Source organism: Variovorax paradoxus (assembly GCF_009498455.1).
Taxonomy (GTDB): Bacteria; Pseudomonadota; Gammaproteobacteria; order Burkholderiales; family Burkholderiaceae_C; genus Variovorax; species Variovorax paradoxus_H.
This window is the reverse complement of sequence record NZ_CP045644.1, coordinates 3,291,134-3,317,689: the sequence shown is the minus strand read 5'-3', so window position 1 is coordinate 3,317,689 and position 26,556 is coordinate 3,291,134. Positions and strand designations below refer to the sequence as shown.

The window sequence follows — 26,556 nt, the reverse complement described above, 5'->3', positions numbered from 1 at the left end:
CCAGATGCAGCCCCCTCTTCCCTCCAGTCCATCGCACGCCGCGCAAGGCGTGGCGCCCGACACCCACACGATCGCCGGCGACAGCCACCTTGCGCCCCGCGGCGCCACGCGCGTCGTCGCGCGCGAACGGCTGCTGGCCCGGCTGACCGAGGCGCGGCACCGGCGCTGCGTCGTGCTGCAAGGCCCCGCGGGCTGCGGCAAGAGCGCCACCCTGGTGGCCTGGCGCCAGGCCCTGTTGCTGCTGGGCTTCGACGTGGCATGGCTCAGCCTCGGCGCGGACGACGACGAACTGACACGCTGGCTCGACAGCCTGGTCGCCAGCCTGAAGCAGGTGGACCCGGCCATCGCGCGCGAGGCCGCCATGCTGGGCGGCCGGGGGACCGACACCGAGGCCGTCGAGCGCACGATCATCTGCCTGCTGCACGGCATCGCCGCACATCCGCGCGAGCTGACCCTGGTGGTCGACGACCTGCACCACATCGGCTGCGAGCGCATTCACGAGGCGCTGCAATGCCTGCTGGACTACGCGCCGCCCAACCTGCACCTGGTGCTGCTGTCGCGCACCGCGGTGCCGCTGTCGCTGGCCCGGCTGCGAGACCAGGAGCTCGTGCTCGAGTTGCACCAGGGCGACCTGCGCTTCACGCTGGCCGAGTCCGGGCAGTTCCTGAAGGCGCAGCTCGGCGAGATCGCGGCGCGCGACGCGCGGCATCTGCACGAGCTGACCGATGGCTGGGTGGCCGGCCTGCTTCTGTTCTCCAACCTGCGAAAGCGAAAGAAGCAGCAGGCGCGCGGCGACCCGCCGGCCGAAGCCCCGGTGCGGGAGCATGTGCACAACGCAGGCGCGTTCGCACAGTACTTCGAACGCGAAGTGCTGTCGCACCTGTCGGCGGCCGAGATCGAACTCCTGGTGCGCGCGGCGGTGTGCAGCCGCTTCTGCGCACCGCTGTGCACGGTGCTGACGGAACCACCGCTGCAGCAGACCGACGTGGTCACCCTGCTGGCGCGCCTCGAAAGCGACAACCTGTTCATCGTCCCGCTCGAGGGCGCCGAGCGCGAGCCCTGGTACCGCCTGCATCCGCTGCTGCGAGAAACGCTGCTCGAACGCTTCCGCGCGCTCAGCGAGATGCAACGACACCGCGTGCACACTGCCGCCTGGCAGTGGTTTCACGCGCACGGCCACATCGAGGACGCCGTGCGCCACGCGGTGGCGGCGGGAGAACCGGCGGCAGCGGCCGACATGGTCCAGCAATCGGCGAAGCTCCTGTTCAGCCAGGGCGACCTGCGCCAGGTGGTCCGGCTGGTTCGCCTGCTGCCGGCCGAACAGGTGCAGGCACGCCCCGCGTTGCGCATCTGGACCTTGCGCATGCAGCTCTACGCGCGCGAGTTCGAGGCCGCCGCCGCCGGCATCGAGCGCCTGCAGGCCGACATCGCGCCCGACGACATCGTCTCGCGCAACGCGCTGTTCCTGCTGCGCGGCGTGCTGGCCCTGCAGAGCGACGACACCGACGCGGCCATGGCGATCCTTCCGCAGCTGCTGCAACCTCCCGCGGAGGCCGACGGCATGGCGCTCGGTGCGCACCGGATGCTGCTGTCGTGGCTCTACATGCACCGGGGCGAGTACGAACGCGCGCGCAGCGTTCAGCTCGATGCGACGCCCCTGCTGTTCGAAGGCTCGCCGCTGACGGGCACCACCATCGGCAGCCTCGGTGGCCGCTGCATGGTGGGCTTCAGCTACGCACTCGAAGGCCAGATGATCCAGGTCGAACGGATCTGCCGTGATGTGCTGCACAAGGCCGAGCAACGCGACGACGCCCACACCGACCCCGCGTGCTTCGCCACGGCGTTGCTCGGCGACGTCCTGTACGAGCACAACGACGCCGAGGGCGCGATCAAACTCCTGGAAGACCGGCTCGACATCCTGGAGCGGGTGTCGATCCCGGACTCGGTCCTGAAGGTGCTGACCGTCCTGTCGGCTGCGCACTGGGTCGCCGGCCATCCGCTGGACACCTTCGCCTGCCTCGATCGCCTCGAGGAGTACGCCGTGCAGCTCGGCCTGGACCGGCTGCTGGCGCACGCGCTCGCCGAGCGCGTGCATCGGCATCTGCAGTGCGGCGAACTCGATGCGGCCGACGCCTGCCTGGCCCGGCTCGACACGGTCGATGCACGGCACCGGCCGGCCGGCCCGAGTGCACGGGACGAGATCCACGCGGTGACGGCGCACGCCCACGTGCGCTGGTGCATTGCGAACGAAGACCTCCACGGTGCCGCGGCCCGGCTAGAGCCGCTGATCGCCCTGTGCGACGCGCGCGGCTGGCAGCGCCGCGTGGCGCTGCTGCGGCTGCAGAACGCCTTCGTCGACTTTCGCCGCCAGCGCGTGGACGCCGCACGTCGCCACATGACCGTGGCCTTGCGGCAAGGGCACCGGCTGGGCCTGGTGCGCAGCCTGCTCGACACGGACCCCGACGCACTGCAGCTGATCGGCGAGATCGAACAGGGCGAGCCCCTGGACCCGGTGCTGAGTTTCTACGTGGCCCGCCTGGCCGCCGCGCAACGCACGCCGGCCCGAGACGCATCGACGCCCCCCGCCGGCACCCAGCGCGCGCCGCAAACGGCACCGGGCCTGCAGGGGCTGGACCTGAGCGAACGCGAAGCGGAAGTGCTGCGCCTGCTGGCACAGGCCCTGCCCAACAAGAAGATCGCCCGCATGCTGGGCCTGTCACCCGAGACCGTGAAGTGGCACCTGCGCAAGATCTACGGCAAGCTGGGCGTGGCCAGCCGGGATGAGGCGGCCGCGCGGCTGCGCGACCTCGAGTGGGGCGGCCCGGATCAGGCGTAGCGCCGCGCCACGCTCTCCACCACGGCGGCCGGCTTGTCGGCCCCCTCGCACTCGATGGTGACCTCCATCGTGATCTGGAAACCCGACAGCGCGCCCAGCGGCGGCAAGGCCTCCATGGCCAGCAGGCGGATGCGGGCGCGAACCCGGCTGTTCACGCGCACCGGCGACGGAAAGCGGACCTTGTTCAGGCCGTAGTTCACGCCGAGCTTGGTGCCTTCGATCTTCATCGCCTGGGCAGACAGCATCGGCAGCAGCGAGAGCGTCAGGAAGCCATGCGCAATCGTGCCGCCGTACGGGCCGCTCTGCGCTCGCGCCGGGTCGACATGGATCCACTGATGGTCGCCGGTGGCTTCGGCAAAAAGGTCGATGCGCTTCTGGTCGATCAGGACCCAGTCGCTCTCGCCGATGTCCTGGCCGACGCAAGATTGCAGTGCTTCGAGGCTGCTGAAATGTCGCATGTGCGGTTCCTTTGAATGCTGCCGTCAGAACACCGTGTCGCCGGCGAGCAGGCGCGCGGCGATGGTGCGTCGCTGGATCTCCGCCGTGCCGTCGGGGATGCGCATGGTGCGCGCCAGCCGGAAGCCCGCTTCGAGCCGCAACTCGTTGGTCAACCCCATGGCCCCGTGGATCTGGATGCAGCGGTCCATCACGCGGTTCAGCATCTCGGTGGCAAAGGCCTTGGTCATCGAGACCTCCTTGGTCGCCGGCTCGCCGGCATCGATCCGCTGCGCGCAGTTGCGGGCCATGCACTTGGCCGCGTAGATGTCCATGGCGGACTCGGCCAGCATGAACTGGATCGCCTGATGCTCGGCAATCGGGCGGCCGAAGGTCTTGCGCACCTTGGCGTAGTCGATCGCCTGTTCCAGCGCCCAGCGCGCAAGCCCCACGCAGGTGCCGGCCATCGACAGCCGGCCCACGCTCACGCCGCCGAGCGCCACCGACAGCCCGCCGCCCACGGCGCCCAATCGGTGGCTGTCGGGCACGCGCACGGCGTCCAGCGTGACGATCCCGATCTCGGCGCCGAGGTGACCCATCGTCGGGATCACGCTCGGCACGCTGAACCCCGCGGCCTTCGTGTCCACCAGGAAGCCCGTGATGCCGCCCTTGCGCTCGCGTGCCTTCGCCTCGTCGGTGACCGCGAAGACCATCGCCAGGTCGGCATAGGGCGCGTTGGTGATCCATTGCTTCGTGCCCGTGAGGACCCAGTCGTCGCCTTCTTTCGTGGCGCGCGTCTTCATGGCGAAGACGTCCGAGCCGGCATCGGGCTCGCTCAGGCCGAAGCACATGGTCTTGTCGCCGCTGGCCAGGTCTTCGCGGTACCGCGTCAGGACCTGGGGGTCGAGATGCCGCAGCACGGGCGACAACCCGTTGGTGAACGCGGACGGCATGACCACGCCCTGGACCAGCGCTCGCGCCGGCCCGCACGCGGCATTCAACCGTTCCTGGATCACCAGCGCGGCTTCCGCGCCGAGCCCGCCGCCCCCGAGTTCCTCCGGGGCGAACAGGTTGTAGAAGCCGAGCTCCGCGGAACGCATCCGGACCCGGCGGCGCAGCGCGATCATCGGTTCGGTAAAGCGCCCGTCCGCGCCGTAGATCGTGCGCTCGCTGGCCAGCAGGTCGTGGTGCTCGCGCTCGAGCGGAACGATCTCCCGCTCGATGAAACGGATCAGCGAATCCGCGAGGACGCTCGCCTCTTCATGCATGGAACTGTTCATGGCATCTTCCTCCTTGTTGCCGTGGCGTTGCGTCTCAGACCGGGTCCCAGGAAAAGACGTCGGACGAACGATCGAGCGGTGCGAACGACGCCTTCACCGCGGGAAGCATGTGCTCGGCCAGGGTCTGCGGTGTCCAGCCCTCGCTGCGGTGCATGGACCGGATGGGCCGGGGGTGATTGATCAGGAACACTTCGTTGCGGCGCACGGCGAAGATCTGCCCCGTGACATCGCGCGCGGCATCGCTGGCCAGGAACACGGCAACGGGTGCGATGGTCTCCGGCGTCAGCGTCTTGGCCTTGGCGATCCGTTTCTCCTGGTCCGCCGTGTTCGGAATGCTGCCGACCATGCGGCTCCAGGCAAAGGGCGAGATGCAGTTCGAGCGCACGTTGTAGCGGCCCATGTCGAGCGCGATCGACTTCGACAGCCCCAGGATGCCCATCTTCGCGGCCGCGTAGTTGGCCTGCCCGAAGTTGCCGACCAGCCCGGAGGTCGACGTCATGTGCACGAAGCTGCCGCTTTGCTGCGCCTTGAAGTGATCGGCCGCGGCCCGGCTGACATTGAAGCTGCCGAACAGGTGCACCTTGAGCACGGACTCCCAGTCGTCCTCGGTCATCTGGTGAAAGATCTTGTCGCGCAGGATCCCTGCGTTGTTGATGACGGCGTCGATCCGCCCGAAGGTGTCGACGGCCGTCTCGACGATGCGTCGCGCGCCGTCCCACTGCGCCACGCTGTCGCCGTTCGCAACGGCCTCGCCGCCGTTCTCGCGGATCAGGCCGACGACCTCGTCCGCAGGTTTTTCCGCGCCGAGCGCGCCGTCCACGGACACGCCGGCATCGTTCACCACCACCCTGGCGCCGTGCGCCGCCATCATCAGCGCGATCGCGCGGCCGATGCCACGGCCGGCTCCCGTGACCACAACGACTTTCCCTTGCATCGTGCTTGCGTTCATCTCGATTTCTCCTTTGGGTTGGCCTGACCGACCTCGGCCCGGACCTGTTTCAACGATCGTGTTCGCCCATGCGGCGCGCTCACCCCTGCGCACGCAGGGGCCTGGCGCATCACGGTGCCTGTCTGTTTCTCTTCGGGGCCCGCCCCGGTGGCGGGCGAGGTGCTACGCCCGCATCTCGGCGTCCTGCAGCTCGCGCCATGCGACCTTCCCGGTCGCCGAGCGCGGCAATCGGTCGACGATCGCCACCAGGCGCGGGGCCTTGTAGCTGGCCATGGTCTCGCGGCACCACGCCAGGATGTCCGCCTCGTTGGTGTCGCGTGCATCTGCGCGCAACACCACCACGGCCTTGACGGTTTCGCCGCGCCGCTCATCGCGACTGGCGATCACGCACGATTCCTGGATGGCGGGGTGGCCGTGCAACATGGCCTCCACCTCCGCCGGCCAGACCTTGTAGCCCGAGGCATTGATCATTCGCTTCAGGCGGTCGCGCATGGCGAAGTAGCCGTCTTCGTCCATGCAGCCGAGGTCGCCGGTGCGGAAGAAGCGCTTGCCGTCGATGACGAGAAAGCTCTCTGCGTTGGCCTCCAGCTGGTTCCAGTAGCCCCGCATGACCTGCGCACCGTGAACCACGATCTCCCCGGTCTCGCCCTGCGGCAGCGCTTTCAGGGTCTCGGGGTCGATGATCCGCGCGTCCACGCCGAAGGTCTGCACGCCGAGGCAGCCGGGCTTGGGGCGATGCAGCGGATTGGCCAGCAGGAAGGAGGCGGTTTCGGTCAGCCCGTAGCCTTCGCTGTACGTCAGGCCATAGCGTTCGCGCATCAGCCGCGCGGTGCCCTCGGGCATGGCCGCACCGCCGCCGCCGACCTGCACCAGGCAGCGCAGGTCGCGCGCCTCGATGCCCGGCTGTGCAAAGAAGTCGACCAGCATCGGCGGCGGCGCGCCCCAGCACGTGACCCGGTAGCGCTCGATCAACTCGGCGGCCGTCTCCCGGTCCCAGCGCGGCAGCAGCACGACGGTGGCGCCGCTGTAGACCACGCCGTTGACGCAGTTCTGCAGCCCGAGCAGATGAAAGAACGGCGCCGAGGCCAGGAAGATCGCTTCGGCGTTCGTGTGCCGCCACAGCCGGGCGCCAGCCACCGAGGACATGGCCGTGCGGTGGGTGTGCATGCATGCCTTCGGCGCGCCCGTCGTGCCCGAGGTGTACGGCAGCATGCACAGGTCGTCGGGCCCGGCCATGGCCGGACCGGGCCGGGCCTGCGCCGCCACGGCGTCCTGCCATCGCACGCCGCCCGCAAACCCGGCCTCGGCATGGGCGCGCTCGCGCAGCCAGTCAGGCACGGTGAAGCCCGCGTCGTCGGCGGGCAGCGCGTCGCCGTAGGCATGCACGACCACATGCCGCAGCGATGTCGTGCCCACCAGCGGCGCCAGATGGCCGGCCAGCTCCTGCGCGCAGAAGCCCGCCACGGCGCCACTGTCCGCCACGATGTGCCGCAGCTCGTCTTCCAGCAGCATGGCGTTCACGGGCACCACGACGGCATCGGCGCGCAGGATGGCGAAATAGGCGCTGATGAACTGCGGGCAGTTCTGGCTGAACAGCAGCACGCGGTCTCCGCGCTCTACGCCGCAAACGCGCTGCAGGTAGCCCGCCATGTGCTCGACCTCTTGCAGCAGGGCGCCATAGGTGAGCGTGGCACCGTAGAAATGAATGGCCGGCTTCGCGGGGAAGCGCCGGGCCGACATCTCGAGATTGGCGAACAGACTGGTTTCCGGCACGTGCACTTGCTCCGGCACGCCGTCGCGGGCGTATTGCCGGTCGAGGTGCAACGGGCTCTCGGGCCGCTCGATGACGCCGGGGTGCGTCGGAAAAACTGGGTCCATCGTCTGTCTCCTGATCGGCTGCTTGCAGGAATGCTTGCGCAGCCTGGAACGTAGTTAATCACCGTGGCCCCGGGCTTTCGCCCCCCGCGTCGGGTGGGGGCTGTATCAGCCCCGATGCCACCCGCGCGTCGGCCTCGACGCTGCGCCACCCCACACGGGGGGTCCTTGCGGCGCGTCGCCTCGATATCTTTGCCATCGAGGCCTTCGTTGGCCGCATGCGTCTTACTTTGACCACCGGAACCCACCATGCAAATCACCCGCAGCATCTTCCGCGACGATCACGAGATATTCCGCACCACGGTGCGCCGGTTCCTGGAACGCGAATGCCTGCCCAGACAGGCCGAGTGGGACAAGGCCGGCCGCGTCGACCGCGAGACCTGGCGCAAGGCCGGCCGCGAAGGCCTGCTCTGCGTCACCCTGCCCACCGAGTACGGCGGCGGCGGCGGCGACTTCGGCCACGCGGCCGTGTTCGCCGAGGAGTTCGCCCGCGTGGGCGTGAGCGGCCCGGGCTTCCGGGTCCACTCCGACATCATTGCGCCGTACCTCCAGCGACTGGGCAACGAGGAACAGAAGCAAAGGTGGCTGCCCAAGGTCTGCGCGGGCGAATACATCCTGGCGATCGCCATGACGGAGCCCGGCACCGGCAGCGACCTGAAGGCGGTGCGCACCACCGCCGTTCGCGAGGGCGACGAGTACGTCATCAACGGCAGCAAGACCTTCATCAGCAACGGACTGAACGCCGATCTGGTGATCCTGGTGTGCAAGACCGATCCGGCCGCCGGCGCCAAGGGCGTGAGCCTGGTCGTGGTGGAGGCCGACCGCGCAGGGTTCCGTCGCGGGCGCAATCTCGAAAAGGTCGGCTGCCCGGCGCAGGATACCTCCGAGCTCTTCTTCGACAACGTGCGCGTGCCGGTGGCCAACCGCCTGGGCGAGGAAGGCAAGGGCTTCGCCTATCTGATGGGCGAGCTGCCGCAGGAGCGCTTCGCCATCGCGATCACCGCGGCCGCCAAGCTCGAGGTCTGTCTGGAACACACGCTGGACTACGTGAAGGATCGCAAGGCCTTCAACCAGACCGTGTGGGACTTCCAGAACACCAAGTTCAAGCTCGCCGACATCAAGACCCAGGCGATCGCCGTGCGCCTGATGGTCGACCACTACCTGGGCGAGCACATGCGCCGGCGCCTCACGCTCGAAGAAGCGGCCATCGCCAAGCTCTTCGCCACCGAGACGCTGGGCAAGGCGCTCGACGAGATGGTGCAGCTGCACGGCGGCTACGGCTACATGCTGGAGTACCCGGTCGCCCGCGCCTTTGCCGATTCGCGCGTGAACCGCATCTACGGCGGCACCAGCGAAGTGATGCGCGACCTGATCGCCAGGAAGCTCTGATTCCAACCTCCCCCTCCCCCACACACAGGAAGAGATGACATGACACACAAGGTTTTCGTCGCCGGCGTCGGCATGATCCCGTTCAAGAAGCCGGGCACCAGCGACACCTACGACGTGATGGGCGCCAACGCCGTTCGCCAGGCGCTGGCCGATGCCGGCGTCGACTACCGCGACGTGCAGCAGGCCTACGCCGGCTACGTGTACGGCGATTCCACCTGCGGCCAGAAGGCGCTCTACCACGTGGGCATGAGCGGTATCCCGGTGCTCAACGTCAACAACAACTGCGCCACCGGTTCGTCGGCGCTGTTCCTGGCGCGCCAGGCGGTGCAAAGCGGCGCCGTGGAGTGCGCGCTGGCGGTGGGCTTCGAGTACATGCAGCCGGGCGCACTGAAATCCGTCTGGACCGATCGCGCGCGCTCGCTGGAGCGCGCCGCCCACCTGACCAACGAACTGGTCGATCGCCCCGACTTACCCGGCGCGATCCGCCAGTTCAGCGGCGCGGGCCGTGCGCACATGCAGAAGTACGGCACCCGGCTCGAGACCTTCGCCCGGATTCGTGCCAAGGCCAGCCGCCATGCGGCCCACAACCCGCTGGCCGTGTTCCGCAACGTCATGACGCCTGAGGACGTGCTAGCCGCCCCGGCCCTGTGGGACGGCGTGATGACCCGGCCGATGGCTTGTCCACCGACCTGCGGCGCCGCGGCGGCCGTCGTGGTGTCGGAAGCGTTCGCGCGCAGGCACAACCTGCGCACCGACGTGCGGATCGCCGGCCAGGCCCTGACCACCGACACCCCGAGCACCTACGACGCGCGCGACATGATCCGCGTGGTGGGCTTCGACATGACGCGTGCGGCCGCAACGCAGGCCTACGAACAGGCAGGCATCGGCCCCGCCGATGTGGACGTGGTCGAGCTGCACGACTGCTTCGCGCAAAACGAACTGCTGAGCTACGAAGGACTCGGCCTGTGCCCCGAAGGCGAAGGCGAGAAGCTGGTCGACGACGGCGACAACACCTACGGCGGCCGCTGGGTGGTCAACCCCTCGGGCGGCCTGCTGTCCAAGGGCCACCCGCTGGGCGCCACCGGCTTGGCCCAGTGCTACGAACTCACGCACCAGCTGCGCGGCACGGCCGAGGCGCGGCAGGTCGAGAACGCCCGGGTGGCGCTGGCGCACAACGTCGGCCTCGGCGGCGCATGCGTCGTCACCCTGTTCACCGCAGCCTGAGCTGCACCCACTTTTCACGAGGAGCAAGACATGGGAAAACTTGACGGCAAGGTGGCGCTGGTCACCGGATCGGGTCGCGGCATCGGCCAGGCCATTGCACTGAAACTCGCCAGCGAAGGCGCGCGGCTGGTCGTCAACGACCTCGATGCGGACCCGGCGCACGAGACGGTCGAGCTGCTGAAGAAGAATGGCACCGAGGCCGTGGCCTGCGTCGGCAACGTGACCGCGCCGGACTTCGCCGAGCGCTTCATCGGCACCGCGATGCAGAGCTACAAGGGGATCGACATCATCGTCAACAACGCGGGCTACATCTGGGACGACGTGGTGCAGCGCATGACCGACGAGCAGTGGTATGCCATCGTCGACTGCCACATGACGGCGCCCTTTCGCATCCTGCGTGCCGCCTATCCGCACATCAAGGCGCAGCACCAGGCAGACCTGGAGGCCGGGCGCGAGGTGTACCGCAAGGTCGTGAACATCTCTTCGACCTCGGCACTGAACGGCAACGCGGGCCAGATGAACTATTCGTCGGCCAAGGCCGGCGTGATCGGCATGACGCGTGCGCTCAGCCGCGAGTGGGGCCGCTTCAACGTGAACGTCAACTGCGTGGCCTTCGGCCTGATCCGCACCCGCATGACGTCGGCCGACGTCGATGCCGGAGCCACCATCCACATCGAGGGCCGCGACATCCGCGTCGGACTGAATCCGGGGCACGTGAAGGCCCACGCGCAGCGCAACCCGCTCGGACGGGCCGGCACGCCCGAGGAAGCCGCCGCCGGCGTGTACCTGTTCTGCTCGCCCGATTCGAACTACATCACCGGCCAGACCGTCGCCGTGGCCGGCTCCCTGCAATAAAGTGTGCGCAGGGCCCGCCATCGCGGACGCCCTGGCCCACCCTTTGCACAGAAGGAACCCGATGAGCATCAAGAGACAGGCCTGCATCGCAGGCGCCTACGAACACCCCACCCGCAAAGCCCCCGACAAGACGGTGGCGCAACTGCATGCGGAATGCGCCAAGGGCGCACTGGAAGACGCCGGCCTGACGCTGCAGGACGTGGACGGCTACTTCTGCGCAGGCGACGCACCCGGGCTCGGCGTGCTCAGCATGGTCGACTACCTCGGCCTGAAAGTGCGCCACATCGATTCGAGCGAGACCGGCGGATCGTCCTACCTCGTGCACGTCTCGCACGCAGCGCAGGCCATTGCGGCCGGCAAGTGCAATGTCGCGCTGATCACGCTAGCCGGCCGCCCCCGCAGCGAAGGCTCCAGCGGGCTGACCCCGCGCACGGCCAGCACGGCGACGCCCGACGTCGCCTTCGAGGCACCGTACCGCCCGCTCACCCTGAACATGTATGCGCTGGCCGCGGCCCGCCACATGCACGAGTTCGGCACCACCAGCGAGCAGCTCGCCTGGATCAAGGTGGCGGCGGCCGCGCATGCGCAGCACAACCCGCACGCGATGCTGCGCGAGCCGGTCACTGTGCGCGACGTGCTCGACTCCCCTTTGCTGTCCGACCCGCTGCACAAGCTCGACTGCTGCGTGGTCAGCGACGGCGGCGGCGCGCTGCTGGTCGTCAGGCCGGAGATCGCGCGTGCGCTGAAGCGCCCGGTCGTCAACCTGCTGGGCGCCGGCGAGACGGTGAAGGGCCAGCTCAACGGACAGGTCGACCTGAGCTATTCGGGTGCTGCGATCTCGGGCCCCATCGCCTTCGCGGAAGCAGGCCTGACGCCGGCCGACATCCAGTACGCGTCGATCTACGACAGCTTCACGATCACCGTGCTGATCCAGCTCGAGGACCTGGGCTTTTGCAAGAAGGGAGAAGGCGGACGCTTCGTCGCGGACGGCAACCTGATCTCCGGCATCGGCAAGCTGCCCTTCAACACCGATGGTGGCGGCCTGTGCAACAACCACCCAGCCAACCGGGGCGGCATCACGAAGGTCATCGAAGCCGTGCGGCAGCTGCGCGGCGAGGCGCACCCGAAGGTGCAGGTGCCGAACTGCGCGCTGGCCCTGGCGCAGGGCACCGGTGGACTCCTGGGGTCGCGCCACGGCAGCGCGACATTGATTCTTGAACGCGAGGCCTGACCCATGACAACCCTCTACCAGGACCGCCCGCTCGCGGCGCCCATCATCGACGCAGCCACCGCCCCCTTCTGGCGCGCGGCCGCCGAAGGCAGCCTGCTGATCAAGCACTGCCCTGCCTGCGGCCAGACCCACTGGTATCCCCGCTCGCTGTGCCCCTACTGCATGAGCGATGCGCTCGAGTGGCAACCCGCCTGCGGGCTCGGCACGATCTACAGCGTGAGCGTCACGCGCGCAGCCAACCCTGCGCCCTATGCCATCGCCTATGTCCGGCTGGACGAAGGGGTCACGATGCTGAGCAACATCGTCGACTGCGACCTCGACACCCTGCGCATCGGCGACCGGGTGAAGGTGTGCTTCAAGGCCGCCGAGGGCGGTCACGCGATCCCGATGTTCACGCCCGCGTGACCGGTGCGGTGCAGGGGTCCGGACCTCGGGTCTGGATCAATGCATCGAGCGCAAAGCCCCCTTGGCCGGCCGCCAGGACGACGAAGGGGTTGATGTCGATCTCGGCCACCCAATCGCGGTTCTCGAAAGCGAAGACCGACAGCGCGACCAGCACGCGGGCCAGCGCCTCGGTGTCCGAGGGGGCCTGTCCGCGAACACCCGCGAGCAGCGCGGCGCCGCGAATCTCGCGGATCATCGCGCGGGCCTCCGGCACACCGAAGGGTGCCCGCCGCAGCACGACGTCCTTCAGCACTTCGACATGGACGCCGCCCAGACCGAACAGCACCATGGGGCCGAACACGGGGTCCTGGTAGGCGCCGCAGATGGTTTCGATGCCGCGCTCGCACATCGGCGCCACGAGGATGCCGCGAATCTCGGCCGCGGGGCACGACGCACCGACGCGCTCGAACATTGCCACGGCCGCCTCGTGGGCGCGGTCCGGCGAGTCGATGTTCAGCACCACCCCCTGGACTTCGGTCTTGTGCGGGATGTCCGGTGAAACGATCTTGAGCACGACCGGCCGGTTCAGGTGTTCGACGGCCGCGCGCACATCGGCCGCGGTGGGGGCCAGCACTTCGGGCAGCGACGGAATGCCGGCGGCGGCGAGGACGCGCTTGGCCGCCTGCTCGTCCGAGACATCGACACGCAGGCCGGGCGACCCCCCACCTTGCGGCAGCGCCGCGTCCTCTTGCGCCAGGCGTGCCGACGCGAACGAGCGCTCGAAGCGCGACAGCGCACCGAGCGCCCTCACCGCCCGATTGGGGTCTTCGAACACCAGGAACCCCAGGCGCTCGAACTCGCGGACCGTTTCCACGGGTGCGACGAAGGACAGCACGCACAGCACGTCCGGGTGGCGTTCGCGCATGGCGCTGAAGGTTTCGAGCAGCCAGTCGGCCGAGGCCCTGGATGCGGGCGAGCTCGTCAGAAAGCACACCAGCGCACCGAACTGCCCTTGCGCCAGTGCGATGTCCAGGCACTTGCCCAGCAGGCTGCGTTCGTTCGTGAGTTGCGCGGTCACGTCGATCGGGTTGGCCGTGCCCGCAAAGGGAATGAGCGCGCGGATCTCGTCCTGGGCCGACGGGGCCAGCAGCGGCACGTCGACGCCGTACTCGTCCGCCGCATCCGCGATCTGCACGCCGATGCCCCCGGAGACGGTGAACACCCCCAGCTGGTTGTTCGCGAAGGTGGGCGTCGCCAGGCAGGCGTAGGCAATGTCCAGCATCTCCTCGATGCTTCCCGCGCGGTGCACGCCGTACTGCTGGAGCACCGCGTCGTACACGGCGTCTTCGCCGGCCAGGGCCCCGGTGTGCGAGGCCGCGGCGCGCGCGCCGCTGACGGAGCGCCCGACCTTCAGGATGATGACGGGCTTGCCCCTGGCGCGCGCAGCCTCCAGCGCCTGCACGAACATCGGCCCGTTGCGCACGGCTTCCGCGTAGGCGACGATCACCCGCACCTTCGGCGAGCAAGCCAGCCAGTGGAGGCACTCCGAGATGCCCAGGTCGACCTCGTTGCCCGTGGTGATCCAGTAGCCGATGCCGATGTTCCGCTGGCGGCACAGGTAGGCCAGGTGGCCGCCACAGGCACCGCTCTGGCTGACGATGGCCACGGGCCCCGGTTCGAGGAAGCCGCCGGACAGCGCCTGCGTGAAGGTCCCGTAGAACCCGATGTGGGAATTGAACACCCCCAGGCAGTTGGGCCCCAGCACGCGAATTCCGTGGCGCTGCGAGAGGGCGGCGATGTCCGTCTGCATGCGCTGGCCGGCCTCGTCGGTTTCGGAAAAGCCGGCAGAAAAGATGATCGCCGTCCGGATGCCCTTGCGGCCGCAATCGTCGAGCGCGGCGCCGGCCAGGTGGGCTGGCAGCGCAATGATCGCCAGGTCGACGACCTGGGGCAGGCTGTCGACGCTCTTGTAGGAATCGAAACCCTGGACGGATTCGCGGTTCGGATTGACGACGTACACCGCACCGGCAAAGCCCGAGCTGCGCAGGTATTTCAGGGGACGTCCGCCGATGCGCGTCGGATCTTCCGAGGCGCCGATGACGACGATGGATTGGGGTTCCAGGAGTGCGGTGATGTCTGACATGGCGAATGGGGTTTCAAACGGATGCGGGTGGGCGCGCAGGCCCGCTCAATCGACCTTCGCGCCGGACGCCTTGACGACCGGGGCCCAGAACTGCAGGTCGCGCGTCACCAGTTCAGCGAGGTGCGCGGGCGGGCCGTACGCGGCCACATTGCCGCGCGACGCGAAGTACGCCAGGGCGTCCGGCGTGTTGACCACTTTCTCCAGCGCTTTGCTCAGCCGGGCGACCACCTCCACCGGCACGCCGGCCGGCGCCATGATCCCGGCCCACCCCGCCACGAGGTACCCTGGAACGATCTCGCCGACGGTGGGAACGTCGGGGAGCTGGCGCTCGCGGGTCCGGCCGGTGGTGGCCAGTGCGCGCAGCCGGCCGGACCGGATCTGCGGCAGCGAGGTCGACATCGCATCGAACATGAAGGGCACGGTGCCCGACAGCACATCGACCATGGCCGGCGCGCTGCCCTTGTAAGGAATGTGCGTGAACTTCACGCCCGACATCGCCGCCAGCATCTCGGCCGACAGATGGTTCGACGTGCCGTTGCCCGCGGAGGCGTAGTTGATCGCACCCGGGTTCCGCTTCGCGGCGCCCAGCAGGTCCTGCAGCGTCTTGTAGGGGCCGCTGGCATTCACCACGAGCACGTTGGCGTAGTCAACGAGCTGGGCAACAGGCGTGAAGTCCTTGACGGGGTCGTAGCCGACCTTGGCGTAGACCAGGGGCGTGATGACATGGGTGCCCGAATGAGCCAGGCCGATGGTGTAGCCGTCCTTGGGGGCCCGGGCCAGGCGCTGCATGCCGATGGAACCGCCGGCCCCCGGGACGTTGATCACAAGCACGGGCTGACCAAGTTCCGCGCCCAACTTCTGCGCGATGTAGCGGCTCATCTCGTCGCTCGCCCCGCCGGCGGGAAACGGATTGATCAGCTCGATGGGCCTGGCGGGCCATGGCGGCTTCTGCGCCAGTGCCGCGCTGGTGGTGCCGATGGTGATGGCGAACACGGCCAGCATCGCCGCCATCGCTCGAAAGCCGGACCGCATGGATGATCTGTTGCGCATGGGTGTGTCTCTGTGGTTTGCGAATGGAAACCCGGCCCCGCACGCCGTCGTGCGTCGCGGCATGCAGGGCCGGGTGTGCGGCAGCCGCGCGGGGCCGCCGGGTGGACTACATGCCGATCCGGTCGGCCCTGTCCACGAGGTTGCGCACGACGCGCACCGAGGCGATGTCGATCATCTTTCCCCCGTACTGCACGGCGCCGAGGCCTTGCGCCAGGGCCTCGTCGTAGGCCTTGATCATGTCGCGGGCCCTCGCCACGTCGACCTCCGAAGGCGAGAAGGCTTCCTGTGCCACCGCCACCTGCGCCGGGTGGATCGCCCACTTGCCGACCATGCCCAGAATCATCGCGCGCCGGCATTCCTCGCGGTACGCGTCGGGGTTCTTGAAGTCGGCGTACGGCCCGTCGACGGCGTCGATCCGGTGGGCGCGTGCCGCGATCGTGAGCTTGTGGCGCTGGTAGTTCCAGATGTCGCCCGGGTAGCCGCTGGGCCCGCCGATGTCGCGGATCGAGATGCCCTGGCTCGCCGAGTAGTCGCCCATGCCGAAGATCAGGCATTCGAGCCGGGGCGTGGACGCGGCGATGGCCTCGACCTGCATCATGGCTTCGACCTCCTCGATCAGCACGTCGATGCCGATGCGCTTCGTGAGGCCGAGCTTCTTCTCCATCATCGTGAGGAGCTTGTCGACGAACTGCACGTCGGCCGCGCTCATGGCCTTGGGCAGCATGATCACGTCGAGGTTCTCGCGTGCGCCTTCGACCACCTCGATGATGTCCTCGTACGCGTACTCGGTGGTGAGGTCGTTGATGCGCACGCAGCGCGTGGTGCGGCCCCAGTCCAGCGTGTTCAGGGCCTGCACGATCTTGGCGCGGGCCGGTCTTTTCTCCGACGGGGCGACCGCGTCCTCCAGGTCGAGGAAAACGAAATCCAGGTCCATCTCGCTGGCCTTGCGCATCATCTTTTCGCTGGAACCGGGCACGGACAGCTGGCAGCGACGGAGTCTTCGGGGTCGGTCTTGCATGAGGGTGTTTCCTTGGTGAATGCGCAACATGCGCAAGGGTCAATCGATCGCGTGCCCGGCGCGCAGGGCCGCGATCTCGCCGGGGGCGAAGCCGAACTCGCTCAGGATGCGGTCGGTGTGCTCGCCGGTCATCGGGGCGCGGCGCCGGACACCGCCGGGCGTCGCGCTCATCCGTATCGGCGTGCCGGCCACGGTCAGCGGGCGCGATGCGCCGGGCTGCTCGGTGTCGACCAGCATCTCGCGAATGCGGAAGTGCGCGTCCTCGAAGATGTCGGCCGCGTCGAACACCGGGCCGTAGGGAATCTCGCCGCCCAGCATCTGCGACAGCTGTGCCTTGGTGTGGCGTGCCGTCCAGGCGCCGACGATTTCCTCGACCTCGCCCCGGTGCTGCATCCGGCATTCGTTGGTCGCATAGCGCGGGTCGGTGGCCAGTTCCGGTTGCCCCATGTGGCGCGTCAACGGCACCCAGAAGCGGTCGTTCGGCACCCCCAGGCTCACGAAACCATCCTTGGCGGGGAACAGCCCGAACGGGCACAGCATCGGATGGCCGTTGCCCTCGGGACGGGGCGGTGTCGCTGCCGCGCTGTACTGGAACACCAGCCGTTCGCAGATGGCCAGCACCGCATCGACCATGGCCACGTCGACGAACTGCCCCTTGCCGCTGCGCTGCGCGCGCCAGCAGGCCGCCGCGATGCCGAAGGCGAGGAAGGTGGCGGGGATGAGGTCGCCGACACCCGGCCCCACCTTGGTGGGAGGCCCGCCCGGCACCGGGCCGGTGATGCCCATGATGCCGCCCATCGCCTGCGCCACGGGGTCGTAGGCGGGCCATGTCGCGTAAGGGCTTTCGCCGCTGCGCGGATCGCCGAAGCCGCGCAACGCGGCGTACACCAGGCGGGGGTTGACGGCCGCGAGCGTGTCGTAGCCGACGCCCAGGCGCTCCATCACGCCGGTGCGGTAGTTCTCGACCAGCACGTCGGCCTTCTCCACCAGCCGCAACAGCGCGGCCTTGCCGGCCGGCTGTTTCAGGTCGAGCGTGATCGAACTCTTGTTGCGGTTGATCGACGCGAAGTAGCCGCCGAAGCCGCGCTGCGCCATGGGGAGCGCGCCCTCCAGGTGCGGGCCGTTGCGCCGCGTCATGTCGCCCCCCGGCGGTTCGATCTTGATGACGTGGGCCCCCTGGTCGGCCAGCATCATGGCGGCATAGGGTCCGGCGAGCATCTGCGTCAGGTCGAGCACGACCAGGCCTTCGAGCGCGCCGGCGGGAGCGTTCGCGTCCGTCACTTGTGCGCCCAGTGGCTCTTGCGCTTGAGCAGGACCGTGCGCTCCGCCTCCACGCACAGCTTGTCGTCCTGGTTCATGCCGTAGTGCCTGAAGCGGACGATGCCGGCATCGGGGCGGTCCGCGTCGCTGCGCGCCAGCACCTCGCTGTAGGCACAGAGCGTGTCGCCGTGGAACACGGGATTCGACAGGCGGATCTTGTCCAGCGTCAGCTCGCACAGGCATTGCTCGGCCGTGTCCTGCGCCGCCAGGCCGAGCACCATCGACAGGTTGATGCCGCCGAACACGACACGCTGCGCAAAGATGCCCCGCGCATCCTGCTGCTTCATCGCGTGCTCGTTGAAATGGCCTTCTGCCGTGTTCATCACCATGTTGGTGATGAGCACGTTGTCCATCTCCGTCACGGTCTTGCCGCGCGCATGTCGCAGCAGCAGCCCGACTTCGAAGTCTTCGAAGTAGTTGTCGGCACTGGTGAGCTCTGCCGTCTTCATGCTGCAGCTCCACCACGCGCGGCCTGCGGCCCGAACGCGCGCTCCGCGATCATGGCCTCGACCTCGGACTTGCCCAGCAGGTGGGTCGCGATGATGCGCTGCTGGATCTCCGAGGTGCCTTCGAAGATCTTCGTGAGCCGCGCGTCGCGCCAGTAGCGTTCGATGGGGAAGAGCTTGGTGTAGCCGGCCCCGCCGAAGATCTGCAGCGCCTCCGAGGTCACGCGCTCCGCCATTTCCGACGCGAAGTACTTGGCCATGGACGCTTCCTTGTCGCAACGGCGGCCGCTGTCGATCTCGCCGCACACGTAGTACATGAGCTGCCGGGCGGCTTCCACCTCGGTGGCCATGGTGGCGATCTTGAAGCGGATGGCCTGGTACTCGGCAATGGGCATGCCGAACTGCCTGCGCTGGCCCGCATACGCGATCGCGTCCTCGAGTGCGCCTTGCGCCAGCCCGATGGCGCGTGCCGCGGTGTGGGCGCGCGCGCCTTCCAGGCCCTTGGTCATCAAGGGGAATGCCATGCCCTCCTCGCCGACCAGGCAATCGGCCGGCACGCGCAGGCCGTCGAACGCGAGCTCGAAGGTCTTCCATCCGAAGTAGCCGATCTTCGGAATCATCGACCCGGTCATGCCCTTGGGAAAGCTGCCGCGCTCCTTCTCGATCAGGAAGCAGGAGATGCCCTGCCAGCGCTTGTCCGCGCTGGGCGGCGCGCTCGTGCGTGCGAACAGGGTGATGTAGTCGGCGCCGTCGGCGAACGTGCACCAGTACTTGTTGCCGCTCAGCACCCACTCGTCGCCATCACGCACGGCACGGCAGGAGATCGAGGCGAGGTCGGAGCCGGTGTCGGGCTCGGACAAGGCACTGGCGTTGAGGAACTCGCCACGCACGGCGCGCGGCAGGTACTTCGCGCGCTTCTCCTTCGATAGCGTCGACCGGATCCAGCCGCCCTGCGCCCGCGCCACGATCGATGCGACCGACATCCACCCGCGCGCCAGCTGCTCGCAGATAAGGCAGTACTCGAAGTACCCGAGGCCGAGGCCGCCGTACTCCTCGGGAATCATGATCCCGAAGTAGCCCATGTCCGCCATCTTCTGGCGCAGTTCCATCGGGATCTCGCCGTCGGGGCCATCCAGCTTGTTGGCGACCGGCAGCACCTCCTTCATCGTGAACTCGCGCGCGGCGTCGCGGATCATGCGACGCTCCTCCGTCATGTAACCCCATCCATCTTGCGACATGTTTATTTCCTCGTTCTGACCAGATTCGAACGCTTGAAGGCAATGACCTCCTCGCCCCGTTGATTCGTGCCGCGCGTGTGCCACGTCACGATGCCGTAGCCGGGCCGGTTGCCCGCCAGCCGTGCGGCGACCACTTCCGAACGCGCGTGGAGCGTGTCGCCCGGATACACCGGCTGCAGGTAGGACAGCTCGTCGACCCCCAGGAACGGACCGCCCCCTTCCGAGAGGTCTTCGACGGACAGGCCGAAGACCGTGTTGAACACCAGCAGCGGGTTGACCGGCGTGGTCGGGTGCCCATGAGCCGCCGCGAAGGCCTCGCTGGTGTAGTGCGGGTTGTAGTGAAGGGTCAGCGTCGAGAACAGGGTGTTGTCGGCGGCGGTCACCGTCCGGCCCCAGTGATGGGTGAAGGTGCGTCCGACATCGAAGTCCTCGTAGCGATGGCCGCGCGCGCGTCGCGTCGCGTCGGCCTTCAGTCGCGCGACCGTGAGTTCGTTGGGCGTCATTGAATGGCTTCCAGCAGTGGGTTGAGAGAAGGAGAGCGGTCGAGCGCCCCGACGGCATCGACCAGGCGCTCGAAGCGCGCGGCGCCGATCACCGGCTCGGCGATCGCGCGCGCCTTGACCTGCAGCCGCTGCCATTGCGCCGGCAGGTCGGTGGCGGGCACGGCGACATTCGCTTCTTCGGTGAAGGTCTGCCCGCTGCGCGTGCGCAAGGTCACGCTCGCGAAGTTGCGGTCTTCGGCAGACTCGTTCATGACCAGGGCGATGCGGTCGCGCGCCGCCACGTAGCGTGCATCGCGTGCCGTTTCGTCGATGTAGAGATCGAGCGCCGCCGTGTTCGCGCCGTCGAGCGCGAGCGCGGCGAGGTGCTGGATCGAGAACTTCACGCTCAGCCCGGTCTGTGGCACCTCGATATCGCAGACACCGCGGTGGTTGCCGGAAACGTTGATCGTCATCGACGCCATCGCATCGAGGTCGATGCCGTGGCGCTGCCGCGCCTGCCGGATGGCTTCGATCGCCGAGTGCGTGAGGTAGCAGGAGGCGTGGTACTTGAACAGCGTGCTCTCGATGGCAAACCCGCCCCCGGTGTCGATGCGCTTCGGAAAGGGCGCGCGCTCAGGGGCCATGGTCTGCGCGAAGCCCTGGAGGCATTCGATTGCACTGTCGTTGGCCGTGAAGCCGCGAGCGGCCAGCTGCGCCGCCATCAACCCGTTCATCGCCGCTTTGCCGGCATGCAGCGGCTTGGCCATGGTCCCGAACATGCTCTTGAGTCCGGCCGCCTGCGTTGCCGCCAGGCCGAGGGCGTGCGCAGTCTGGCCGGCGTTCAGTCGAAGCAGGTTGGCGCAGGCGGCGGCGGCGCCGAAGGTGCCGACGGTCCCAGTGGCATGGAACCCATGCAGGTAGTGGCTCGGCCCGACCATCTCGCCCAGCCGGCTTTCGATCTCGTGCCCTACCACCAGCGCGCGCAGCAGATCGCGTCCGGATGCACCTTCGGACTGGGCCAGCGCCAGCGCGGCCGGAACGACTGGCACGCTGGGATGTCCGAACATGCGCGAGGCGACGTCGTCGAAGTCCAGCGCATGGCCTGCCGCGCCGTTGATCAGCGCCGCATCGTGCGGCCTGGCACGCGCACCGTGCGCCAGCAAGGTGCAGGACAGATCGGAGGAGCCGCCGTAGGTTTGCACGAGCATCCGGACCAGCGGCTCGTTGGCTGCGGCGATGGTGACCGCGAGCCAGTCGAGCATCACATGGCGGGCCCATTCGAAGGCCGTGGCGCTGACTGCGCCGTCGCGGGTATCGCTGCTCCATTCCGCAAGCAGTCGCGTGACGGCGATCTGGTCATCGGGTTCGGTTTTCGCTGTCTTCACGGGCGTCCTTGTGCTGTGTCGGCGTGCATCGCATCGCGGGTTCGTTGCGATGAGTATTGAGCGGTCCTTCGCGCAAAGGCATCACATATGTGATGAATGAAAGGTGCCGAACGCCATCACATCCGTGATGAGCGCAGGAGCCCATCCGGCCCACACTCTTCCCCGTTCAAACCCTCATTTATCCGGACCCCCATGCCGACCCACGCCCTCCCCCTCAGGCCGCTTCGCTCCGCGATGTATGTGCCGGCCACCAACCCACGCGCACTCGCCAAGGCCACGACGCTCGACTGCGATGCGGTCATCTACGACCTGGAAGATGCGGTCGCGCCGGACATGAAGGACACGGCACGCCAGCATCTCGTCCAGGTGTTCGCCAGCGCGCGCCCGAGCCCGCAGCAGGCCGTCATCCGGGTCAACGCCATCGACAGCGCGGCGTTCGAGCAGGACATGGCCACAGTGGCGTACTGCCGGCCCGACGCAGTCCTGGTGCCGAAGATCGGCTCGGCACGCGACGTCCAGTTGCTGTCCGACGCCGCCGCACGACACGGCGCCGCCCAGGACCTGCGGCTCTGGCTCATGGTCGAGACCGCTGCCGCACTGAGCGCGCTGGACGACATCGTCCAGGCCGGGCTGGCGGCCACGCCTCGGCTCGATTGCCTCGTCGTCGGCACCAACGACATCGCGAAGGAGACCGGCGTCTTTGCCGGCGACGGCCGGCGCTACCTGATGCCCTGGTTGATGGGCGTCGTGTTGACGGCCAAGCGCAGTGGTGTGCGCGCGCTCGACGGGGTCTGGAACGACTTCTCGGACGCGGCCGGCTTCGAGGTCGAGGCCCGACAGTCGGTGAAGATGGCTTTCGATGGCAAGACCCTGATCCACCCCACCCAGATCGGGCCCGCGAACGCGGCCTTCTCGCCGTCGGAATCCGCAGTGAGCGAAGCCCGCGACATCGTCGCCGCCTTTGCCCGCGAGGAACACGCCGGGACGGGTGTCATCAACCTGAACGGAAAGATGGTGGAGCGGCTGCACCTGGCGCAGGCACAACGGCTGCTGGCCGTGCGGTCTGCCATCGATGCACGGGCCACCACGGCGCGTTGACGGGACGGGCGGCTCAGCCCTTCCCTGCGACCGCGAGCAGGCTGGCGAGCAGTTGCCTGCGCCGCTTGTGCAAGCGCTCGAGCGGCCCGCCGACGCCGATGCCGAGCCGTTGACCGCGGATCGGCGTCGGCAGCAACGAAGCGATCACGCCCGCGCCGGGCGTCGCGAGGTTGGCGGATTCGTAGTACCCGTGCTCGCGGGCAAACGCGACCGCACGCAGCGTTTCGGCAATCCGCGCGGGCGGGCCCGTGCGGCCGGCCTCCGCGTTGTAGCGCCGCAGCAGCAGGCCGATCTGGTCATCATCGCGCTGGCTCAGGAGCATGATGCCGATCGCGGTCCGGTGCATCGGCCGCATCGTTCCGGGCGACAGCGAAAAGCGCAGCGCATGCTGCGATTCGCGGACGGACAGGTACTGCATCAGCACCCCGCTCTGGCGCCCCAGCAGCACGGTTTCGCCCGTCTCGCTGGCCAGCCGCCGCATCGCGTCCTGGATGGCTTCCTGCCGCGCCGGCAGGCGGGTTGCCCAGTCGCCGAGGAACGCGATCCGCACGGACGGACAGTACTCGCGCCGGGCGCTGTCGAACTCCATGTAGCCGCGCGCCACCAGCGTCTTGAGGAGCATGGACACGCTGGACTGCGGCACGCCGAGCTTGTCGACGATGTCGGCGACCCGCAGCGGCCGGCGCTCGGCCTCGAACAGTTCGAGCAGCTCGAAGACACGAACCGCGGACTTCACCATGCCGTCTTGCATGGGACTGCCCTCTTGCCGCCTGCGGGCTGGATGAACGGAATGATGGGGTGGTTCATGTCGAAGATCGCTGGAACGATTGTGCGGCAGCCCGCAGACCCTTTCCAAGCCGCCTACCCGATGCGGGTGGCCCCTGCGCGCCCCTGCGCTGGTCTACTTTGTTCATCGACCGACGTGGCCTTTCTGGCCGGACGCGCCGGTCCGTTCAACCTGGCTTGGAGATTCTCGATGAGCGTTCTTTCCGGTATTCGCGTGGTGGAGTTCGAGGCCATCGGTCCCGGCCCCTTCGGCACCATGCTCCTGGCGGACATGGGGGCCGACGTGCTGCGCATCGATCGTCCCGTGCCGCCGGCAGACCTGGGGCTTCCCCGAACAGAAGGCCCGCGCATCGACATCACCGGTCGCGGCCGGCGTTCGGTCACGCTCGACCTCAAGCAGCCCGACGCCGTGGCCGCGGCGCTGGACCTGATCGCACGCGCCGACGTGGTCATCGAGGGCTTTCGCCCCGGCACCATGGAGCGGCTGGGGCTGGGCCCCGAGGTGGCGCTGGCACGCAACCCGAAGCTCGTCTACGGCCGCATGACCGGCTGGGGCCAGACCGGGCCGATGGCCGACCGCGCCGGCCACGACCTCAACTACATCGCGCTGTCGGGCGTGCTCTCGGGCATCGGAAACCAGGGCGGCAAGCCCGTGCCGCCGCTGAACCTGGTGGGCGACTATGGCGGTGGCGGCATGCTGCTCGCACTCGGCGTGGTGGCCGCGCTGCTGAATGTGCAACGCGGGGGCGTCGGCCAGGTCGTCGATGCCGCCATGATCGAAGGCGCGGCACAGCTGGGTTCGGTGTTCTGGGGCCTGCTGTCCACCGGCAAGTGGCGCGAGGAGCGAGGCACCAACCTGCTCGACGGCGGCTGCCCGTGGTACGACAGCTACCGCACCAGCGACGGCCACTACATGTCCGTCGGCGCCCTCGAGGCCCGCTTCTATGCCGAGCTGCTCGACAAGCTGGACCTCGCCGATGCAGGTCTGCCCAAGCAGCACGACCGCGCCGGTTGGCCCCGGCTGCGCGAAGCCTTCGAACAGGCCTTCGCAAGCCGCACCCGCGACGCGTGGTGCAGCGTCTTCGAAGGCAGCGATGCCTGCGTGGCGCCAGTGCTCGGCTTCGCAGAGGCGCCCAACCACCCGCAGCACCGCGCGCGCGGCAGCTTCATCGCGGTGGACGGCGTCGTGCAACCCGGCCCCGCGCCGCGCTTCTCGGCCACGCCCTCCGCCCAACCCGCACCGGCACCCGCGCGCGGCGAGCACGGCGCGAAGGCCTTGCACGACTGGGGCTTCGGCGCGCAGGAGATCGAGCGCCTGCAGCAGCTCGGCCTGGGCTTTCAGCCCAATGCATGAACAACACAATCTGATGGAGAAATGATTTGAAAGCACTGGTGGCAATCAAGCGCGTCTTGGACGCGAACGTCAAAGCGCAGGTCCGCGCTGACGGTTCAGGCATCGACCTGTCCAACGTCAAGATGAGCATGAACCCCTTCGACGAGATCGCAGTCGAAGAAGCGGTGCGGCTGAAGGAAAAAGGCATCGTGACCGAAGTCATCGCTGTCTCGTGCGGCGATGCCAAGTGCCAGGAAACCCTGCGCACCGCCATGGCCATCGGCGCCGATCGCGGCATCCTGGTCGAGACCACCGAAGAGCTGCAACCCCTGGCTGTGGCCAAGCTGCTCAAGGCGCTGGTCGACAAGGAACAGCCCCAGCTGATCATCCTGGGCAAGCAAGCCATCGACGACGACGCGAATCAAACGGGCCAGATGCTGGCTGCACTCGCCGATCTGCCGCAAGCCACCTTCGCCTCGAAGGTCGATCTGGCAGCCGACAAGGTCACCGTCGCACGCGAAGTCGACGGCGGCATGGAAACGCTGACGCTCACGCTGCCCGGGGTCATCACGACCGACCTGCGCCTGAACGAGCCGCGCTATGTCACGCTGCCCAACATCATGAAGGCCAAGAAGAAGCAGCTCGATGTCTTCAAGCCCGAAGACCTGGGCGTGGACGTGAAGCCCCGCCTGAAGACCCTCAAGGTCAGCGAGCCGCCGAAGCGTGGCGCAGGCATCAAGGTGCCCGACGTTGCCACCCTGGTGGACAAGCTCAAGAACGAAGCCAAAGTGATCTGAGGAAGAAACGAACATGACCGCACTCGTCATTGCCGAACACGACCACGCCAGCATCAAGCCGGCCACCCTCAACACCGTGACTGCCGCCCTGGCTTGCGGTGGCGACGTCCACATCCTCGTGGCCGGGGCCAACGCAGCAGAGGCTGCCAAGGCCGCCGCGCAGATCGCCGGCGTGTCCAAAGTGATCGCTGCCGACAGCGCATCGCTGGCTGAGAACCTCGCCGAAAACGTCGCTGCCCAAGTGCTGGCGATCGCCGGCAACTACAGCCACATCCTGTTCCCCTCGACCGCCAACGGCAAGAACGTGGCTCCCCGCGTGGCCGCCAAGCTGGACGTGGCGCAGATCAGCGACATCACGAAGGTCGACAGCCCGGACACGTTCGAGCGCCCGATCTACGCCGGCAACGCGATTGCCACCGTGCAGAGCACCGACGCCACCAAGGTGATCACCGTGCGCACGACCGGCTTCGACGCAGCTGCCGCCACGGGTGGCAGCGCAGCCATCGAAACGGCTGAAGGCGTGGCTGACAGCGGCAAGAGCAGCTTCGTCGGCCGCGAAGTCACGAAGAGCGAGCGTCCTGAGCTGACCGCCGCGAAGATCATCGTCTCGGGCGGCCGTGCCCTGGGCAGCGCCGAGAAGTTCACCGAAGTGATGGCCCCGCTGGCCGACAAGCTGAACGCAGGCCTCGGCGCCAGCCGCGCAGCCGTCGACGCAGGCTACGCCCCGAACGACTGGCAAGTGGGCCAGACCGGCAAGATCGTCGCGCCGCAGCTGTACATCGCGGCCGGCATCTCGGGCGCGATCCAGCACTTGGCCGGCATGAAGGACTCGAAGGTCATCGTCGCGATCAACAAGGACGAAGAAGCCCCGATCTTCTCGGTGGCCGACTACGGCCTCGTGGCCGACCTGTTCACGGCTGTGCCGGAACTCGCGAAGGCGGTTTGAGGAGCGAGGCTCGCATGGCCTTGCTGCGAAGATGCCTGCTGGAGCTTCGTCAGAAG

At 68.2% G+C, this 26,556-nt stretch carries 23 protein-coding genes; 10 read left to right on the top strand and 13 right to left on the bottom strand.

The features are described 5' to 3' along the window. Positions 1-4 precede the first annotated feature (4 nt). Positions 5-2,836: a LuxR C-terminal-related transcriptional regulator gene (locus GFK26_RS15220; RefSeq protein ID WP_153282669.1), complete on the top strand. Its 2,832-nt coding sequence runs from the start codon at positions 5-7 to the stop codon at positions 2,834-2,836. Here the strand turns inward: GFK26_RS15220 and GFK26_RS15215 are convergent. From GFK26_RS15215 to GFK26_RS15200, 4 genes are all read right to left on the bottom strand, one after another. After that, positions 2,827-3,294, bottom strand: a complete 468-nt coding sequence (locus tag GFK26_RS15215) for a MaoC family dehydratase (protein ID WP_153282668.1) — start codon at positions 3,292-3,294, stop codon at positions 2,827-2,829. The two genes, GFK26_RS15220 and GFK26_RS15215, sit on opposite strands and share 10 nt — an antisense overlap. Before the next feature lie 24 nt (positions 3,295-3,318). Next, positions 3,319-4,551 carry an acyl-CoA dehydrogenase family protein gene (locus GFK26_RS15210; RefSeq protein ID WP_153282667.1) on the bottom strand — a complete coding sequence of 411 codons (1,233 nt, stop codon included), beginning with the start codon at positions 4,549-4,551 and terminating at the stop codon, positions 3,319-3,321. 34 nt (positions 4,552-4,585) lie between these two features. Next, positions 4,586-5,500 (bottom strand): SDR family oxidoreductase, encoded by a 915-nt coding sequence (locus tag GFK26_RS15205; RefSeq protein WP_153282666.1) that lies wholly within the window; start codon positions 5,498-5,500, stop codon positions 4,586-4,588. A 162-nt stretch (positions 5,501-5,662) separates the two neighbouring features. Then, positions 5,663-7,378 (bottom strand): long-chain fatty acid--CoA ligase, encoded by a 1,716-nt coding sequence (locus tag GFK26_RS15200; protein ID WP_153282665.1) that lies wholly within the window; start codon positions 7,376-7,378, stop codon positions 5,663-5,665. A gap of 246 nt (positions 7,379-7,624) precedes the next feature. Between GFK26_RS15200 and GFK26_RS15195 the strand changes: the two genes are divergently transcribed. The 5 genes from GFK26_RS15195 to GFK26_RS15175 all read left to right on the top strand — a co-directional run bounded on the left by GFK26_RS15195 (position 7,625) and on the right by GFK26_RS15175 (position 12,479). Continuing rightward, positions 7,625-8,764: an acyl-CoA dehydrogenase family protein gene (locus tag GFK26_RS15195; protein WP_153282664.1), complete on the top strand. Its 1,140-nt coding sequence runs from the start codon at positions 7,625-7,627 to the stop codon at positions 8,762-8,764. Between the two features lie 39 nt (positions 8,765-8,803). Then, positions 8,804-9,988, top strand: coding sequence for a lipid-transfer protein (locus GFK26_RS15190; RefSeq protein ID WP_153282663.1), 1,185 nt, complete (start codon positions 8,804-8,806; stop codon positions 9,986-9,988). Between the two features lie 30 nt (positions 9,989-10,018). After that, positions 10,019-10,843, top strand: coding sequence for an SDR family NAD(P)-dependent oxidoreductase (locus GFK26_RS15185; RefSeq protein ID WP_153282662.1), 825 nt, complete (start codon positions 10,019-10,021; stop codon positions 10,841-10,843). A gap of 61 nt (positions 10,844-10,904) precedes the next feature. After that, positions 10,905-12,074: a thiolase domain-containing protein gene (locus tag GFK26_RS15180; protein ID WP_153282661.1), complete on the top strand. Its 1,170-nt coding sequence runs from the start codon at positions 10,905-10,907 to the stop codon at positions 12,072-12,074. A gap of 3 nt (positions 12,075-12,077) precedes the next feature. Next, complete coding sequence (locus GFK26_RS15175; RefSeq protein WP_153282660.1) at positions 12,078-12,479, top strand: Zn-ribbon domain-containing OB-fold protein; 402 nt, start codon at positions 12,078-12,080, stop codon at positions 12,477-12,479. Here GFK26_RS15175 and GFK26_RS15170 read toward each other — a convergent pair. The 8 genes from GFK26_RS15170 to GFK26_RS15135 form a co-directional block, all read right to left on the bottom strand. After that, complete coding sequence (locus GFK26_RS15170) at positions 12,466-14,601, bottom strand: acetate--CoA ligase family protein (RefSeq protein WP_153282659.1); 2,136 nt, start codon at positions 14,599-14,601, stop codon at positions 12,466-12,468. The two genes, GFK26_RS15175 and GFK26_RS15170, sit on opposite strands and share 14 nt — an antisense overlap. Before the next feature lie 45 nt (positions 14,602-14,646). Continuing rightward, a complete protein-coding gene (locus GFK26_RS15165) occupies positions 14,647-15,651 on the bottom strand; it encodes a Bug family tripartite tricarboxylate transporter substrate binding protein (protein ID WP_194274085.1) in 1,005 nt (334 codons plus the stop codon). 106 nt (positions 15,652-15,757) lie between these two features. After that, positions 15,758-16,669, bottom strand: a complete 912-nt coding sequence (locus GFK26_RS15160; RefSeq protein ID WP_153282657.1) for an HpcH/HpaI aldolase/citrate lyase family protein — start codon at positions 16,667-16,669, stop codon at positions 15,758-15,760. Positions 16,670-16,708: 39 nt separating this feature from the next. Continuing rightward, positions 16,709-17,887 carry a CaiB/BaiF CoA transferase family protein gene (locus GFK26_RS15155; protein ID WP_153285976.1) on the bottom strand — a complete coding sequence of 393 codons (1,179 nt, stop codon included), beginning with the start codon at positions 17,885-17,887 and terminating at the stop codon, positions 16,709-16,711. 59 nt (positions 17,888-17,946) lie between these two features. Next, the gene (locus GFK26_RS15150; RefSeq protein WP_153282656.1) at positions 17,947-18,438 is read right to left on the bottom strand and encodes a MaoC family dehydratase; all 492 of its coding nucleotides are present in this window, start codon (positions 18,436-18,438) and stop codon (positions 17,947-17,949) included. After that, entirely contained in the window at positions 18,435-19,631 is a 1,197-nt protein-coding gene (locus tag GFK26_RS15145; RefSeq protein WP_416222558.1) for an acyl-CoA dehydrogenase family protein, read from the bottom strand. The genes GFK26_RS15150 and GFK26_RS15145 overlap by 4 nt, the downstream gene beginning before the upstream one ends. A gap of 44 nt (positions 19,632-19,675) precedes the next feature. Beyond that, a complete protein-coding gene (locus tag GFK26_RS15140; RefSeq protein ID WP_153282654.1) occupies positions 19,676-20,176 on the bottom strand; it encodes a MaoC family dehydratase in 501 nt (166 codons plus the stop codon). Further along, the gene (locus GFK26_RS15135) at positions 20,173-21,540 is read right to left on the bottom strand and encodes an MmgE/PrpD family protein (RefSeq protein WP_228122022.1); all 1,368 of its coding nucleotides are present in this window, start codon (positions 21,538-21,540) and stop codon (positions 20,173-20,175) included. Before GFK26_RS15135 ends, GFK26_RS15140 begins: the two co-directional genes overlap by 4 nt. Before the next feature lie 192 nt (positions 21,541-21,732). Between GFK26_RS15135 and GFK26_RS15130 the strand changes: the two genes are divergently transcribed. After that, positions 21,733-22,638: an HpcH/HpaI aldolase/citrate lyase family protein gene (locus GFK26_RS15130; RefSeq protein ID WP_153282652.1), complete on the top strand. Its 906-nt coding sequence runs from the start codon at positions 21,733-21,735 to the stop codon at positions 22,636-22,638. Between the two features lie 13 nt (positions 22,639-22,651). Here the strand turns inward: GFK26_RS15130 and GFK26_RS15125 are convergent, their stop codons facing one another. After that, positions 22,652-23,389, bottom strand: a complete 738-nt coding sequence (locus GFK26_RS15125) for an IclR family transcriptional regulator (protein WP_228122021.1) — start codon at positions 23,387-23,389, stop codon at positions 22,652-22,654. A 225-nt stretch (positions 23,390-23,614) separates the two neighbouring features. On the opposite strand from GFK26_RS15125, the gene GFK26_RS15120 reads away from it, so the two are divergent. From GFK26_RS15120 to GFK26_RS15110, 3 genes are read left to right on the top strand one after another with little or no spacing between them, the layout of a single operon-like run. Next, on the top strand, positions 23,615-24,778 hold the full coding sequence (locus GFK26_RS15120) for a CaiB/BaiF CoA transferase family protein (RefSeq protein ID WP_153282651.1): 1,164 nt from the start codon (positions 23,615-23,617) through the stop codon (positions 24,776-24,778). A gap of 26 nt (positions 24,779-24,804) precedes the next feature. After that, positions 24,805-25,554 (top strand): electron transfer flavoprotein subunit beta/FixA family protein, encoded by a 750-nt coding sequence (locus GFK26_RS15115; protein WP_153282650.1) that lies wholly within the window; start codon positions 24,805-24,807, stop codon positions 25,552-25,554. Positions 25,555-25,567: 13 nt separating this feature from the next. Continuing rightward, entirely contained in the window at positions 25,568-26,500 is a 933-nt protein-coding gene (locus GFK26_RS15110) for an electron transfer flavoprotein subunit alpha/FixB family protein (protein WP_153282649.1), read from the top strand. Positions 26,501-26,556: the final 56 nt, after the last annotated feature.

What these genes read in the sequence shown, in the direction of transcription:
- GFK26_RS15220 (WP_153282669.1), top strand. Translation starts at nt 5, where the DNA reads ATGCAGCCCCCTCTTCCCTCCAGTCCATCGCACGCCGCGCAAGGCGTG.
- GFK26_RS15215 (WP_153282668.1), bottom strand. Translation starts at nt 3,294, where the DNA reads ATGCGACATTTCAGCAGCCTCGAAGCACTGCAATCTTGCGTCGGCCAG.
- GFK26_RS15210 (WP_153282667.1), bottom strand. Translation starts at nt 4,551, where the DNA reads ATGAACAGTTCCATGCATGAAGAGGCGAGCGTCCTCGCGGATTCGCTG.
- GFK26_RS15205 (WP_153282666.1), bottom strand. Translation starts at nt 5,500, where the DNA reads ATGAACGCAAGCACGATGCAAGGGAAAGTCGTTGTGGTCACGGGAGCC.
- GFK26_RS15200 (WP_153282665.1), bottom strand. Translation starts at nt 7,378, where the DNA reads ATGGACCCAGTTTTTCCGACGCACCCCGGCGTCATCGAGCGGCCCGAG.
- GFK26_RS15195 (WP_153282664.1), top strand. Translation starts at nt 7,625, where the DNA reads ATGCAAATCACCCGCAGCATCTTCCGCGACGATCACGAGATATTCCGC.
- GFK26_RS15190 (WP_153282663.1), top strand. Translation starts at nt 8,804, where the DNA reads ATGACACACAAGGTTTTCGTCGCCGGCGTCGGCATGATCCCGTTCAAG.
- GFK26_RS15185 (WP_153282662.1), top strand. Translation starts at nt 10,019, where the DNA reads ATGGGAAAACTTGACGGCAAGGTGGCGCTGGTCACCGGATCGGGTCGC.
- GFK26_RS15180 (WP_153282661.1), top strand. Translation starts at nt 10,905, where the DNA reads ATGAGCATCAAGAGACAGGCCTGCATCGCAGGCGCCTACGAACACCCC.
- GFK26_RS15175 (WP_153282660.1), top strand. Translation starts at nt 12,078, where the DNA reads ATGACAACCCTCTACCAGGACCGCCCGCTCGCGGCGCCCATCATCGAC.
- GFK26_RS15170 (WP_153282659.1), bottom strand. Translation starts at nt 14,601, where the DNA reads ATGTCAGACATCACCGCACTCCTGGAACCCCAATCCATCGTCGTCATC.
- GFK26_RS15165 (WP_194274085.1), bottom strand. Translation starts at nt 15,651, where the DNA reads ATGCGCAACAGATCATCCATGCGGTCCGGCTTTCGAGCGATGGCGGCG.
- GFK26_RS15160 (WP_153282657.1), bottom strand. Translation starts at nt 16,669, where the DNA reads ATGCAAGACCGACCCCGAAGACTCCGTCGCTGCCAGCTGTCCGTGCCC.
- GFK26_RS15155 (WP_153285976.1), bottom strand. Translation starts at nt 17,887, where the DNA reads ATGCTCGCCGGACCCTATGCCGCCATGATGCTGGCCGACCAGGGGGCC.
- GFK26_RS15150 (WP_153282656.1), bottom strand. Translation starts at nt 18,438, where the DNA reads ATGAAGACGGCAGAGCTCACCAGTGCCGACAACTACTTCGAAGACTTC.
- GFK26_RS15145 (WP_416222558.1), bottom strand. Translation starts at nt 19,631, where the DNA reads ATGATCCGCGACGCCGCGCGCGAGTTCACGATGAAGGAGGTGCTGCCG.
- GFK26_RS15140 (WP_153282654.1), bottom strand. Translation starts at nt 20,176, where the DNA reads ATGACGCCCAACGAACTCACGGTCGCGCGACTGAAGGCCGACGCGACG.
- GFK26_RS15130 (WP_153282652.1), top strand. Translation starts at nt 21,733, where the DNA reads ATGCCGACCCACGCCCTCCCCCTCAGGCCGCTTCGCTCCGCGATGTAT.
- GFK26_RS15125 (WP_228122021.1), bottom strand. Translation starts at nt 23,389, where the DNA reads ATGCAAGACGGCATGGTGAAGTCCGCGGTTCGTGTCTTCGAGCTGCTC.
- GFK26_RS15120 (WP_153282651.1), top strand. Translation starts at nt 23,615, where the DNA reads ATGAGCGTTCTTTCCGGTATTCGCGTGGTGGAGTTCGAGGCCATCGGT.
- GFK26_RS15110 (WP_153282649.1), top strand. Translation starts at nt 25,568, where the DNA reads ATGACCGCACTCGTCATTGCCGAACACGACCACGCCAGCATCAAGCCG.